Here is a 13,256-nt window from a genome sequence, read left to right as displayed (position 1 = left end):
GCCCGAAGGGTGAGGAAGGGACCCGCGAAGCGGGCGGGAAAGGCGGCCCGCACCCAAAGCGCGGGAGTGCAGAGGGTGGCCGCCGCCACCCTTTGCCCGGTCGCCCGCAGCGGCCTTGTAATACGGCACGGAGCCCCCGGCGCCCGGAACCCCACCAAACCCCAAAAGGATTACCTCATTCCCTCAGGCACCACCCGCCCCCCAGAATTCTCCAATCCTTCCAAACTAAACACCAAATCCCCCGCATCCCGCCGGCTCTTCTCCGTCACGGACCAACTACTCAACCCCAGCTTTTGCCCCCCTCCCAAACTCATCCCACCATGCGACGCCTTCGCCAAAATCAACTTAACTTCCCACACAAACTCAATCCCGAGATACTGCCGCACCCAATCCCGCAGCTGCTGACACAGCTTCCCTCCCGGCAGGAACCCTTCATACGTCTCCAGCGGCATCGGCCCCAACTCAATGCGGAACTTATGCTGCACGTCCCGCACCGCAATCCCGAGAAACGAAGACTGCCCGAGCCGGCGCGCGGTGCGCCCCTTCCTCAGCTGCGCCTGATCCCGCCTGTCTACCATCATCCACTGCGGAACGTTCTCCACGATCCGCACCGGCACGCGGAAATAATGCCGCAAAATCTTACTTAACCCTTCCGGGTCGCGGCTGTGCCGCGTCAAATGCCCGGTCATGAAATGCTTGGCGTGATCGCTGAGGCTGTCGCAGTTCCGCTGCGCCGGCTGACCATTCCCGATCAGGCTCGACATATAATCATCAAACTTATGATTATCCGGCCGATCCAGCGACACGGTCGGCTGCGCGTCGGCCCAGGCGCGGTAAAACAGCAGCGTCAGCCGGTGGTGAAACAGGTTGGCGAAGTCCGCCAGCGCGGTGTCATGGTGATGATGAATGCGCCCGCGCACGTATTCGGTCAGGTGCAGCGGCAGCGGGCCGTTCGGCCCGAACAGGCCGAAACTGTAAATCGAAACTTCATGCAGCGGCGTACCGGGGCGCGGACGTACGCCCGAAAGCGTGGACGGCGCGAACGACAGCGACGGTTCCTGGCCCAGCCGCAGCATTTCATGACGCGGCAGCGGGGCGCGCCCCAGCGGGTATGCCTGCCCGCCCTGCGCATCAATACGGCGCAGCAACTGAAACAGATCGGTCTTATACGGCTGAGCGATCAGGCGCGGCCAGAAGTCATCCGGCAACCGGTACAGCGCATTGATGCGCGGTGCGGCGGATTCGCTCATATCAGCGTCCTCTTACCCATGCGCGCGGGCCAGCAGGCGATTTCTCCGCGCTGCTGGCTGAACATCGTCACCTGAGTGAAGGCGTTGATCGACACCAGGCGGGAGAATAAATACTCCAGTACGCTGCCCAGCAGGTAAGGGTTGCCGCCGGAAAACGCCTGCTCGTCGATGGTGAGATCGATGGCAATCCCGCGGGCAAAGACGATTGGCCCCGGCACCGGAACCCGCTGGTAAGACGGGCGCAGCTTGCAGTGGCGGATGCCCTGAATCTGCTTGGCGACGGCCGGCTCGCTCAGATCGCCATACAATCCGAGCAACTGACGCAGGGCGGCGGCGCCCTGTTCCGGATCGCCGTCCATAATGCTGAGGTAGTTAAGCTGTAGCTGGCTGATCAGGCGCCAGGTGATCATATCCTCAGCCAGCGCCGGGCGCGGCGCGGTCGGCCCTTTTCTCAGCACCACCTTGCGGATGGGAATCGAGTCCGGCATCACGAAGTTGCCCTGTTCCTGCTGTTGCAGCATCAGCGGCAGATCGCGGCTGGTGCACAGCACGTCAGCGCTGAGGTACTTCAGCGCGCCGTGCCACGGCGACTGGCGCTCGTCAACCAGCGAAACGAACACTTCGGAACCGATATAGCCGGTGCGGGTGCCGTACTGACGCGCGTGATCCGACAGGGTGCGCTGTTCGCGGCGCAGGGAAAAGTAAGCGCCGTAGTTGCCGTCGTCGTCGTTCAGGGTGTTGTAGAACGGGCGGAAATCCTGCTCGAAGCGTTTTTCGCTCGCGCTGCCGCGCAGGCGCTGGATGGAGAACACTTCGTAGTCCAGCGGACGGATGTTATCCACCACCAGGTGATATTCATGATTCTTCTCGCTGACCGTGATGCGATCGGCGATTTTGGGAAACAGGTTGATGACCGGCGTACAGTTCAGCGCCAGGTGATTGACATCGACGACGCGCTCCAGCGGCACGTCCTGTTTGTCGAGCAACACCACGATGTCGAACTGGCGCACCTCTTTACGCTCTTCGCCCAGGTTGTTCAGCAGGGCGCTCAGGCCGCTGATGCTGAAAAACTGGAAACGGGCGGGAAAGGCGAAATATTCCTGTAACAGCCGGTAGCCGTCGAAGTTACGCAGATCGTTGGGCAGCAACGCCTGATCCGCATCGAACCCTTCCTGACGCAGCGCGTCGTCCGGCAAAATGCGGCGCAGCGGCTTGGCTTCCACCGTCTGGCAGATGATGCCGGTGGCGTGCTCCATCAGCAGTTCCAGCAACTGCTGGGCCTGCTGATCGGGGCCGGAGAGATAAAACACCAACTGGTCCAGCTTCAGGCTGTTAAGCGTGACGGTTTCAAAACACTCCAGGCGGATACGCAGCGCGCTGACGGCGCCGTCGTGCTGCATGCCCAGCTCGGTCATCGGCAGGTCTGCCGGAATGCTGCCCAGCTCAATCTGGGCCAGCCGTACCGGTTGCAGGGTTACGTTGTGCGCGGTGGTGTAGCTGCAGGTAATGCCGTTCTTTTTCAGCGTCTGGCTGTCCATGGTGGTGCCGCGCGGAATGACGAAGCCGGCGCTGATGTCGCCCTTGCTGCCGTCCGGCAGCAGTTCCGCGATAGCCATCGACGGCGTGGGCGCCAGGTAGTTCGGGTAAATGATTTCCAGCAGCCGCTGGGAAAAACGCGGGAACTCCGCGTCCATCTTCAACTGTACGCGCGACGTCAGGAAGGCAAACCCTTCCATCAGGCGCTCGACGTACGGATCCGCAACGTCGATGCCGTGCATACCCAGGCGTCCGGCCACCTTCGGATATTTTTCGGCGAATTCGCCCCCCATCTCGCGCAGGTAGGCAAGTTCACGGTTGTAATATTCCAGCTGCTTCCTTTCCATGCCTTACCCCAGGTCTTTCATCTCGAAGTGACCGTTTTCCAGATCAACGTCAGTGCGGAACAAAAAATCCAGCGGATAGGGTTCGCACCACAGTTGTCCTTTGATCTCAATGGTTAATACGTTGTGTGTTTCCAGCGAACCGGTGTCGGAGAGGCAGCGCACCTGCAATCCCTCCGACAGAATACGCGGCTCAAAGTGCAGGATGGTTTCCGTCAGCGCGCGCTGGATGTCCGCCCATTCGATGTCCGACATCCGTTTCCCCGCCAGCGAGGTGATGCCGTAGTTGATGGTCGAACGGCGCACGTGCGGGAAAGCGCTCAAATCCGACGTTGACTCGTGGCTGACGCAGTTAAACAGCCATTGCAGGTCGCGCAGTACGCTTTTGCGCAACTCGCCGTGGCTGAGCAGGTTGCGGCCCTGCGCTTCCTTTTTTTTCTGCGGCTCGTCGTCGGTCAGCAGGTCGAGCAGCACCGGCTGCATGCGGTCGCGGGAGGTAACGCGTTCGCCGTTGTCGCGAAAGCGATACCCCTGGCTGCGCAGCTTGCTGTTATTGCGCGGCGATAACGGAAATTTGTCGCTCATTTGCCCCCGTCCTGTTCCTCGCCGCCGTCCTGCCCGAAGCGCAGGTGGCGCAGGGTGTGCAGCGGAAACTCGCCGTCTTCGCTCAGCCAGGTTTTTTGCCCCAGCCCGGCGTAGTGCGGGGTGTCGCCCATCGGCACCCACTCGGTACGTCTGGCGAGGCGCAGGGCATCGTCGGCGTCGTCCGGCAGCGGGTAGCGGGCCGGTAGCTGGCAAACTTGTTCGCGGCCGTCGCTCAGCCGGATCAGCGCGTGGCTCCAGACCAGATCGATAGCGCTCTGCGGGGCCTGGAAGCGGATTTCTTCGATGTCGGAGAAGGGAACCCAGTGATAGGTGCCGTTCAGCAACGCCTCGCACAGCGGGCCGAGGCGTCCGTCGCCGTCCATCAGCCAGTCAAAACTGACGTCGCGCTCTTCGCCGCCTTCCGCCAGCGTCAGCGAGCCACGGGTGGCCGGCGCTTCTTCCAGCGCGCGGTCGCGCATTTCCTGCGCGGCGGCGGCATCGCCGTTGGCGTCGAGACGCAGCGCTTCGGCCATCAACGGCAGCCAGCTTTGCTCATACCCCTTGAATGACGGCGCCGCTTCACCGGCGAATACCGCCTGGCGCTGAATTTCCGCCTCTACGGACTGCGTCAGCAGCAGCACCGTCGGCTGGGCGATGGGTTTGAGCGCCTGCCAGGATTTCAGCTGCGCGCGGGCGCGCTGCCAGTTGCCGCTCAGGCACAGAAGCTGCGTCAGGGCGGCGCGTTTGTCGGCGTCGGCCGGCGCGGCCTTGATGTCATTTTCCAGGGAAATGATTGCGTCGCTGAGGGAGGCGTCTGCCAGTAAGTGGGTTAATGAGTTCACTTCGTACTCCTTGTCGTCAGTAGGCGCTGCTGGTGACGGATTTATAGCTGCCGCTGGCGGGATCGACCCGGTCAGTCGCCAGCGATTCCACCAGCTTGAAGGTCAGCACGGATTGCTGGCTGAGCAGGGGTTGCCAGGCGCTGAGCGCCTGTTCGACGCGTAACTCCGTTTTCTCCGCGTCGGCGGCGTCCTGGCGCGGCATTTCGACGATCACCGTGCCGTTGAACGCCCAGGCATGCAGGCGGGAGTCGAACGGCAGCAGCAGGTAGCTGCCCGTCGCCTGGCGGCTTCCGCCCAGCACCAGACGTTCACGGTTGGCGCTGATGACCATCAGCGGCTGTTCGCCGATGCTCAGGTTGAGCAGCGGATAACCCTGGAAAAAGGTCAGGGAAGAGGTTTGGCTCTGGCCGTTCAGGTGCAGGGTCGAGGAACTGTTGCCGTTCAGCCAGCCGTCGGTGCAGCGCAGCGCGTTGTCCGTCGGAACGAACAGGGCGTTGCCGCCGCCGGCGTTATCCCAGTGGGTGCGGAAGCGGCAGCCCGGCGTAAGCTCGAAGGTTTGCAGCGGCGCGCTGTCGGCATGGGGCGAGGTGACCGGCACCGCAGGCGGAACGGCGGGCGTCAGCGTCTTGGCATTGGGCGCCCAGCGCTTGGCTTTGGTAGCTTCCCCCTGCGCCAGTACGTTGCCGGGGGCATCCACCATGGTCCAGGGCAGGCGGGTAGCCTTGGGACACTGGCGCTCCACCAGGCCGCCGAGGCGCGGCAGGAAATCGTTCAGTACTGACGGATCGGTGCTCTGGCGCGAGACGATACGCAGGGTGATGCTTCTGTCGCACCAGTGAACCGGCGCATCGCTTTGTACGTTATCGACGTAGACCTCAAGTTGCTGGCTGGGGGAGTACGCCATCCGATAGTCCAGCGCGTGTGCGCCGGAGGCCGCCATCATGGCGACGAGACCTGTCATCCAATATTTCATAGTTAGCCTTGTAGGTATCTTATCCCTGTGGTGTAGCGGGAAAAAAGGGTCAGTCACGTAACAGGAAACGCTCGGCGTCCGTCAGGGAGTGCAATAACGTGGTCTCCTGCGGCGAGCCAATCCAAACCGCGATGGCGCTGTAATTGTCGCTGTCGCTCTTTTCAGTCCAGGCCTGCTGCATCAGGGCCAGCCACTCGCCGGGCGAGTTGACCATGCGCAGCGATTGCTCCAGCTCGGCATGGGTAAAGTTGTGCCAGAAGCCGTCGGTACACAGCAGAAACACGTCGCCGTCTTCCAGTTGCAGCACGTCGCCGTAGCTGGCGTCGCGCTCTTCGTGCATACCGAGCGCGAAGTAAAGCAGGTTGTTGTTGATGCCGCCGGTCTGGTAACCGGCGTCCCGCATCTGCTGCACCAGGCTGTGATCGGTGGTGACGCTGTGCAGATAGCCGCGCCGGAACAGGTACAACCGGCTGTCGCCGGCGTGCGCCCAGTAGGCGAGCTGGAAGTCGCGGTCGATAAACAGGCTGACCACGGTGGTGCCCATTTTGGCGTGCTCTTCCGAGTTCTGTTGTTCCTGATGAATGGCGGCATTGGCGCGGGCGATCTGCTCACGGATGCTCTGGGCATCCAGGTGCTTTTCGCCGTCAAAATGTTGCAGGATGCTGTCGCGCGCCAGTTTTGCGGCGATGTCGCCGCCGGGCGTGCCGGCAATGCCGTCGCAAACCACGAAGCAGGCGGCGCGTTCGCCGATGGCTTCGCCGGTCTGATCCTGGTTGCTGTCTCTGCTGCCCTGATTACTGGTGGAGGCTACGGTGATGTTCATGGCTTATCCGGTTGAGTCTGCGAGTCTTTGTATTGGTTTACTTCAACGTCGTAGGCGTGCAGGAAAGCTTCGCCAAACAGGGTATGGAAATCGTCCTCAATTTCACCGGCGGTTTTTTGATAGCGCTTGGTGAAGTAATCCCACAGGGCCGCCTTGCGCCCGGACGGCAGCGACAGGCGCGGCGCAACGCCGTCTTTGCGCGCTTCTTCCTCCAGCCGCTCCGGGTTAAAGGATTGCAGCATGGCGGCGATGATGGCGCGGATGCCGGCGATCATGCCGAGCTGGTGGGCCTGCAGGTCGATCAGCGCGTCGCGCACCGCCTGCTCCGGCGGCATAAAGCCCGGCATACGGGTGCCGAACATCTGCATCAGTACCGTTTTGCCGGAGGGCAACAGCTTGAACGGGTTGTTGGCCTCGTCGAGGATCATGGTCATCTCCGCCTTCACGCCGCGCTTGAGGATGGAGCGCGAAGAGAGCAGGGCGACCGTTCCCTGCGAGAACAGGCTGAGCATGCGGCCGACCTGCTGCACCTGCTGCTCGTCGAAATGCGGCGGCGGTTGCAGATCGTCCAGGCCGATGCCGCGCAACAGCGCGCTCAGCATCGCGCCGTCGAGTTCGGAGCTGCCGTCGCCCATGACCACCGGCGCCTGCTTGAGCGGGCTGTCGATGGGGTCGATACCCAGCCGGTTGGTGGCGCGACGTGTTTTCTCTGGGCGCGGCTCCAGCTGTATGGCGGGCGCTGGCACAGGTTCCGGCGGGGGCGGCGGCATATGGATCACCGGCGGCGGTTCGGGCCGGGGCTGACGGGGCGGTTCCGGCATCGGCGGCGCGGCGGTGACGGGCGGAACCATCGCGATGCCCGGTTCCGGCTCTGCGTCCGGACGGGCGAGCGGCACTGCGCCTTCCGTCATCAGGCCGAGCGGATCGTCTTTGCCCAGCGCGCCCGGTGCAACGGGGGCCGGCGAGGCGCCGAACAGGGCCAGCGGGTCCAGCGCCTGCTCGTCGGCGTTCGGCGCGTCCGGCAGCAGCGGCGCGCCGGGTTTGTCCGCCAACAGCGCGCTGGGCGTAGTGTCGTTGAGAATGTTATCGCGCGCGAAGGTGCTGTCGCCGTGGAACAGGGCGGTCGGATCGGTCTGCTTTTGCTGCAGCTCGTGCAGCCCGATGCCGCCGGCAAGCTGGGCCAGCGGATCGGCAGGGTTCAGCTCGCTGGCCGCCGGCGTCAGCAGCGGATTATCGATGCTGAGCGGCGGTTCGCTGACGGGCTGCGGCGCTTGCGCCGCGGCCGGGGTGAACTCGTCCACCAGGCTGTCCCAGATTTCATTGGGAATGGTGGAAATGGCTGCCGGCGCGGCGTCATCGCGCGGCGCCGGCGCAGTCTCCTGGGCTGGCGGCACGACGGGCTGTATGGGCGCGCTGACCACCGGCGCGACCGGGGGCGGAACGGCCTGTACCGGCGGCGGAATATCCTGAAGCGGCGCGGCGGCGTATGGAGGCTCCGCCGGCGCAGTGCGTTGCTGGGGAATGCTGACCTGGATCTGATAATCATCAATGCCCAGGGTATCGCCATCCTGCAATTCAACCTGACGCCCCCGCTCCAGCGGGATATCGTTCAGCATGACGCGGGTAACGTTGCCGCGGTTGGTGATGCGGCACTCGCCGTCGGCGGAAATATGCACAATGGCCTGCAGGCGGGAAATAGAACGGTCATCGTCGGGTAATACCAGATTATTGTCCACGCTGCGGCCGATGGTTCCGCCGGGCGGCAGAAAATCGCAGCTATTTTGCGGCGGGGTATGGCCGTTTTTATTTTTTACAATAGTGAATCGCATAAAGGCAGTCCTGCAAATATCAATCCGGGTACAGGGTTATTCCGATCGTATAACGGTGGGAATAATCAGCGAAATAAGGTCAATGGCGACGTTCGGATAATGAATTTCGTTGCGTCAGGTAAATAAAAAATAGGCCGTAAAACGATTTATTTTTTATTTATCCGCCGTGGTAAAACGGATATCCCCCGGACGAGCCGGGGGATCGGGGAATTATGCTTCGCAGTTTTCTTTGATGTTCCAGCCTGCGCTGCTTTCGGCACCTTTGCCGCCTTTGCCCGTCTGCTCCCAGTACTGCTGCTTCACTTTTGCAGCCTGGAAGGAGTAGGTCAGGCCCAGCGTGTCTTCACCCTGAGCACCGTTGTACTGTACGTTGGTGACCAGGACTTCTTCCAGCGTGATGCGGGCATATTCGATCTGCTCGCCGCCGGCTTTACACACGGAAACTTCGACTTTGGCCAGGTGCTTACCGCTGGCGCAATGCTTCAGCAGAGCCGGGGTGGATTTGTCGATCAGCGCGTTAACGTGCAGGTCGTTGAAGTTGACCTTACCGGAACCACCGCCGCCGCCAACACCCATGTTACCCGGCTGGGAAGCGCCCCAGGTGAAAGAAGTAATATCAGTCCAACCCTTATGGTTAGCATCCTGAGATTCACCACTAGCACCTTCGACTTTCATAAACATATCAATTGCCATAATTACTTTCCTTTTTATGGTTTGGTGGTATATCGGTGATATACACGAGGTTGAGATATGAGAGATTTCATATCCTATTGACCAAGTTGCCGGCCAATAATCAGGGTGTCATTTTTTAAGATGACGGTTATTTACTGAGATTATTTGCTGTGTGGTGTCCATAAAAATGTGTGGAATAAAGTAATTTTCCATGGGCTTATTCGGGGTTTCCCTACATCGGTTGTCCATCATTCCATCTGCGCCGGCTTTGCCCCTTTCGCGCTCCTGATATTGCGTAAGGAGCGACAAGCCGGCGGCTTATTGGTGTTACTGAACGGCTTCATCGCGCCCGTAAATCAGACGGGCGCTCTGACGCCGGTCAGCTATTGCCCTGCTTCAGTGACGGCAGCTTTGAAACCAGTCTCAGCGACACCGTCAATCCTTCCAGCTGATAGTGCGGACGCAGGAAGAACTTGGCGCTGTAGTAGCCCGGGTTATCCTCGATCTCATCCACCAGTACCTCGGCAGCGGCCAACGGCTTACGCGCTTTGGTATCCTGCGACGAGTTCGCCGGGTCGCCGTCCACATAGTTCATGATCCAGTTGTTCAGCCATTGCTCCATATCGTCGCGCTCGCGGAATGAACCGATCTTGTCGCGGACGATACACTTCAGGTAGTGTGCAAAGCGGCAGCAGGCAAACAGATAAGGCAGGCGTGCAGCCAACTGAGCGTTGGCGGAGGCGTCCGCGTCATAGTATTCCGCCGGCTTTTGCAGCGACTGGGCGCCGATAAAGGCGGCAAAGTCGGAGTTTTTGCGGTGGATCAGCGGCATAAAGCCGTTCTTCGCCAGCTCGGCTTCACGACGGTCGCTGATGGCGATTTCGGTCGGACACTTCATGTCCACGCCGCCGTCGTCGCTCGGGAAGGTATGGCACGGCAGGTTTTCCACCGAACCGCCGGATTCCACGCCGCGAATCGAGGTACACCAGCCGTACTCTTTGAACGAGCGGTTGATGTTGACCGCCATCGCGTAGGCGGAGTTGGCCCAGGTGTAATTGCTGTGGTTCGCGCCGTCGGTTTCTTCCTCGAAGTCGAATTCATCAACCGGGTTGGTGCGGATGCCGTAGGGCAGGCGTGACAGGAAGCGCGGCATGACCAGGCCGACGTAACGGGCGTCTTCCGATTCGCGCAGGCTGCGCCATGCGGCGTATTCGGTGTTCTGGAAAATCTTGGTCAGGTCGCGCGGGTTGGACAGCTCCTGCCATGACTCCATCTGCATCACGCTCGGCGCGGTGCCGCTGATGAACGGGCAGTGCGCTGCGGCGCTGATCTTGGCCATCTCGCCCAGCAGCTCCACGTCCGGCGGGCTGTGGTCGAAGTAGTAGTCGCCGACCAGGCAGCCGAACGGTTCGCCGCCGAACTGGCCGTATTCTTCTTCGTAAATCTTTTTGAAGAACGGGCTTTGGTCCCAGCCAACGCCTTTATAACGCTTGAGTGTGCGGCCCAGCTCTTTTTTGGAAACGCTCATGAAACGGATTTTCAGCATTTCATCGGTTTCGGTGTTGTTCACCAGGTGGTGCAGACCGCGCCATGCGCCTTCCAGCGCCTGGAAATCTTCGTGGTGGATGATCTGGTTGATCTGACGCGACAGCTTTTCGTCGATCTCCGCGATCAGCGCCTGAATGGTGCGGTAGGCGTCCGAAGAAATGGTGACGGTATTTTCCAGCGCCTGGTGCGCCAGGGTTTTCACCGCGTGTTCTACCGCCGCTTTGGCCTGGTCGGTCGCCGGGCGGAACTCTTTATTCAGCAGCTCGCTGAATTCGTCGCTGGTAAAGACGTTGGCGGCTTGCTGCTGTTGCTGTTGTTGAAGCGGGTTGCTACTCATCGGTTACTCCTCCCGGTCCTGAGGTTCGGCTTGTTCCGCCGGCCTGGGGGCATTGGTCAGGGACTTCAGCAGCTCCGGATTTTGCAGGATTTGGGAAATCAGTTCTTCCGCGCCGTTTTTGCCGTCCATATAGGAAAGCAGGTTGGAAAGCTGGGTACGCGCTTCCAGCAGATTGTTGAGCGGGTCCACTTTGCGGGCGATATTGGCCGGGTTGAAGTCGTCCATGCTTTCGAAGGTCAGCTCAACGTTGAGTTTGCCTTCGTCAGTCAGGGTGTTGTCCACCTGGTACGCCACACGTGGTTTCATCGACTTCAGACGCTCGTCGAAGTTGTCGATGTCGATTTCCAGGAACTTGCGGTCGTTGACGGCTGGCAGCGGGTCCAACGGTTTACCGGCCAGATCGGCCAGAACACCCATGATGAACGGCAGCTGGATTTTGCGCTCCGAACCGTAAATCTCCACATCGTATTCAATTTGCACGCGCGGTGCGCGGTTGCGGGCGATGAACTTTTGCCCGCTGCGGGATACTGCACTCATGAGATACTCCGTCGTTATGTCAGGGTCCTTCCGGTTACGGAGGGAGGACGTCTTTACCAGGGGTTATATCCGTAATACTTCAGGTTGCCGGTGTGTTTTCCCGGGGGCCGGCGTTTTACCGCTTTCCTGCAACCCGAATTATTTGGGGGTATATCGGGAATGTTGAATGTTAATCGTGTTCGTCATCGCCATCGCCGGAATGACCAAGGATGGTTTCCAACTGACGCAGACCGTCCGGCGCCAGGTCGCTGACGAGCTGCATAAAGTCCATTGTCACCAGGCGCTGTACCCGAGCGATCATCAGCGGCGCCGGGTGGCTGGGTTCGTTCTGGCGGAAATATTCTTTAATCTTTTCCAGCATCAGCACCACGTCGTCGCGCGTCTGCACCTGTGCGCCGTGCCAGCTGAACGGCGCGGAGGCGGCAACCGGCGCCATCACCGGCTGTGCGGCGGCTGCCGGGGCCGCTGCTGCGGGCGCGGCGGGTTCCGGCGCGCTTTCCGGCTGCTCGGCGCCGATCTGGCTGGCGCGGGAAAGCATGTCGAACAGGCGCAGTACGCCGCTCATTTCCGGCAGGGCGCTTTCGCCCAGATGACGTGTGACTTCCGCCCGGATGCCGGCCAGCAACTGCGTGACGCGCTGGATCTGTATTGCGGCCGGATTATCCGGGCGCGCCAGTTCGTCCTGCAGGCGGGGCTTGCCGCCGGGGAAGTTCGGGCATTCGTGCTTGGTGCCGTCCAGCAGGGCGCCGGCGTCGCGCAGCGAGATTTCACCGGCCGGGCCGGACAACAGCAGCGCGGCGCGCATGCTGCTGGTCAGCGCTGCATTGTCGCCCAGACCGGCCAGCGCGTTGAGGCGGAACATGGGATCCGCTTCGCCATCGAACTCCAGCAGCGGCAGGAGCGGTTCCCAGTAACGCACCAGCGCCTGATGAACCAGTTCCAGTCCGTCGGCGTAGCCGGTCAGACCGCGCAGCTGGCACCACGCCCGGGTGAGGTACAGCATGACGCGCAGATCTTTGGTGCGCGCCAGCAGCGCGGTGGACAGCCGCTCCACCAGCGCCCAGTCCGGTGCTTCCGCAGGGATGATGGTGCTGCCGAACTGCTGCTCGGCCTTGCCGGTCGCGGCTTTTTCCAGCGCCTGAAAGTCGGCGTCGTATTCCAGGTTGTCGCCGCAGGGGTTATCGGCGGCGATGGGGGACAGCAGGGTTTCAATCGCCATAGTGCTACTCTTGATAAAATAGTTACTGATAAAACCGTGATTAATCAAACATCTGAGGATATTGCCCACCCCGTCCGGGGCGGTTCCAGACGGTGGGCTCGAACAACTGGGTGAACAGTTGCACCGTCAGGTTGCCGCTGTGCACGTGTGTGTAAAGCGGCGCGCCATCGGCCTGGTTGGTCCACCAGAAGCTGCTGTACTGCTCCGGATCGAAACAATCCGCGACCTGCTGCCAGCTCAGCGGCGGTACGTCCGGATGCTGAAAGCCGATCACGGAAAGGATTTCCGCGCCGGATTTTTCCGGCGGGCCGGACAGGGGCATCAGCGCTTGCAGGGACTGGTCGACCTGCTCAGCCGACAGAATGTTGCGTACGCCGCGCAACAGGGCAAAGCCGAGATGCTGATACCACTCCGCCGACATATTGAGCTGGTAAGGGTGCCAGTCATCCGGGCTGAACAACTGCATGGCGCACACGGGGTAGTTGCGCCCCACGCTGTCGCAGGCCGGCATCATGCATCCCATCTGGATATAGCGGTTGCCGAGCGTAGCGGGCACGACGAAGTTCCACACCGGCGCAGCGCTGAATGGCGGAAGCTCCATCTCTTCCTGACGACGCTGACGCCCGGCAAGACCGTTGTGAAACCACTGCGCCCAGTGGTTGACTACGGGAGCCGGCAGACGGCGTTGCAGGAAATCGCCGGTTGCCGGAAGTTTTCCGTACCATCCGGGGGCTGTCGTCGTGTTTTGAACGCTGTTCATC

The 13,256-nt window shown here is 61.2% G+C and carries 12 protein-coding genes; all 12 read right to left on the bottom strand.

The features are described 5' to 3' along the window. Positions 1-170 precede the first annotated feature (170 nt). The 12 genes from tssG to tagF all read right to left on the bottom strand — a co-directional run bounded on the left by tssG (position 171) and on the right by tagF (position 13,255). Positions 171-1,250 (bottom strand): type VI secretion system baseplate subunit TssG, encoded by a 1,080-nt coding sequence (tssG, locus tag C8D90_RS20500; RefSeq protein WP_115460326.1) that lies wholly within the window; start codon positions 1,248-1,250, stop codon positions 171-173. Continuing rightward, positions 1,247-3,133, bottom strand: a complete 1,887-nt coding sequence (gene tssF, locus C8D90_RS20495) for a type VI secretion system baseplate subunit TssF (RefSeq protein WP_115460325.1) — start codon at positions 3,131-3,133, stop codon at positions 1,247-1,249. Before tssF ends, tssG begins: the two co-directional genes overlap by 4 nt. A 3-nt stretch (positions 3,134-3,136) precedes the next feature. Then, a complete protein-coding gene (tssE, locus tag C8D90_RS20490) occupies positions 3,137-3,715 on the bottom strand; it encodes a type VI secretion system baseplate subunit TssE (protein ID WP_115460324.1) in 579 nt (192 codons plus the stop codon). After that, a complete protein-coding gene (locus tag C8D90_RS20485; RefSeq protein WP_115460323.1) occupies positions 3,712-4,557 on the bottom strand; it encodes a type VI secretion system accessory protein TagJ in 846 nt (281 codons plus the stop codon). Before C8D90_RS20485 ends, tssE begins: the two co-directional genes overlap by 4 nt. A 16-nt stretch (positions 4,558-4,573) precedes the next feature. Then, positions 4,574-5,518, bottom strand: a complete 945-nt coding sequence (locus C8D90_RS20480; RefSeq protein WP_312026938.1) for a type VI secretion system-associated protein — start codon at positions 5,516-5,518, stop codon at positions 4,574-4,576. Positions 5,519-5,579: 61 nt separating this feature from the next. Continuing rightward, a complete protein-coding gene (locus tag C8D90_RS20475; protein WP_115460321.1) occupies positions 5,580-6,353 on the bottom strand; it encodes a PP2C family protein-serine/threonine phosphatase in 774 nt (257 codons plus the stop codon). Further along, complete coding sequence (gene tagH / locus C8D90_RS20470; protein WP_115460320.1) at positions 6,350-8,182, bottom strand: type VI secretion system-associated FHA domain protein TagH; 1,833 nt, start codon at positions 8,180-8,182, stop codon at positions 6,350-6,352. The genes C8D90_RS20475 and tagH overlap by 4 nt, the downstream gene beginning before the upstream one ends. A 210-nt stretch (positions 8,183-8,392) precedes the next feature. Further along, on the bottom strand, positions 8,393-8,875 hold the full coding sequence (locus C8D90_RS20465) for an Hcp family type VI secretion system effector (RefSeq protein WP_115460319.1): 483 nt from the start codon (positions 8,873-8,875) through the stop codon (positions 8,393-8,395). Between the two features lie 358 nt (positions 8,876-9,233). After that, the gene (tssC, locus tag C8D90_RS20460; RefSeq protein WP_115460318.1) at positions 9,234-10,739 is read right to left on the bottom strand and encodes a type VI secretion system contractile sheath large subunit; all 1,506 of its coding nucleotides are present in this window, start codon (positions 10,737-10,739) and stop codon (positions 9,234-9,236) included. Positions 10,740-10,742: 3 nt separating this feature from the next. Beyond that, positions 10,743-11,276, bottom strand: a complete 534-nt coding sequence (tssB, locus tag C8D90_RS20455; RefSeq protein WP_115460317.1) for a type VI secretion system contractile sheath small subunit — start codon at positions 11,274-11,276, stop codon at positions 10,743-10,745. A gap of 169 nt (positions 11,277-11,445) precedes the next feature. Beyond that, positions 11,446-12,495, bottom strand: coding sequence for a type VI secretion system protein TssA (tssA, locus tag C8D90_RS20450; protein ID WP_115460316.1), 1,050 nt, complete (start codon positions 12,493-12,495; stop codon positions 11,446-11,448). A gap of 40 nt (positions 12,496-12,535) precedes the next feature. Further along, positions 12,536-13,255 (bottom strand): type VI secretion system-associated protein TagF, encoded by a 720-nt coding sequence (tagF, locus tag C8D90_RS20445; RefSeq protein ID WP_115460315.1) that lies wholly within the window; start codon positions 13,253-13,255, stop codon positions 12,536-12,538. Between the last annotated feature and the right edge of the window lies 1 nt (position 13,256).

Origin of the sequence: Enterobacillus tribolii (genome assembly GCF_003363015.1) — a bacterium.
Classification (GTDB): Bacteria; Pseudomonadota; Gammaproteobacteria; order Enterobacterales; family Enterobacteriaceae; genus Enterobacillus; species Enterobacillus tribolii.
Note: the sequence above shows the minus strand (reverse complement) of the source record. Positions and strands in the feature narration are given on the sequence as shown.

Bases quoted from the DNA above. Each gene is read 5' to 3' on its own strand.
- tssF (WP_115460325.1), bottom strand. From the start codon at position 3,133: ATGGAAAGGAAGCAGCTGGAATATTACAACCGTGAACTTGCCTACCTG.
- tssB (WP_115460317.1), bottom strand. From the start codon at position 11,276: ATGAGTGCAGTATCCCGCAGCGGGCAAAAGTTCATCGCCCGCAACCGC.
- tagH (WP_115460320.1), bottom strand. From the start codon at position 8,182: ATGCGATTCACTATTGTAAAAAATAAAAACGGCCATACCCCGCCGCAA.
- tssC (WP_115460318.1), bottom strand. From the start codon at position 10,739: ATGAGTAGCAACCCGCTTCAACAACAGCAACAGCAGCAAGCCGCCAAC.
- tssG (WP_115460326.1), bottom strand. From the start codon at position 1,250: ATGAGCGAATCCGCCGCACCGCGCATCAATGCGCTGTACCGGTTGCCG.
- C8D90_RS20480 (WP_312026938.1), bottom strand. From the start codon at position 5,518: ATGACAGGTCTCGTCGCCATGATGGCGGCCTCCGGCGCACACGCGCTG.
- tssE (WP_115460324.1), bottom strand. From the start codon at position 3,715: ATGAGCGACAAATTTCCGTTATCGCCGCGCAATAACAGCAAGCTGCGC.
- tagF (WP_115460315.1), bottom strand. From the start codon at position 13,255: ATGAACAGCGTTCAAAACACGACGACAGCCCCCGGATGGTACGGAAAA.
- C8D90_RS20475 (WP_115460321.1), bottom strand. From the start codon at position 6,353: ATGAACATCACCGTAGCCTCCACCAGTAATCAGGGCAGCAGAGACAGC.
- C8D90_RS20465 (WP_115460319.1), bottom strand. From the start codon at position 8,875: ATGGCAATTGATATGTTTATGAAAGTCGAAGGTGCTAGTGGTGAATCT.
- tssA (WP_115460316.1), bottom strand. From the start codon at position 12,495: ATGGCGATTGAAACCCTGCTGTCCCCCATCGCCGCCGATAACCCCTGC.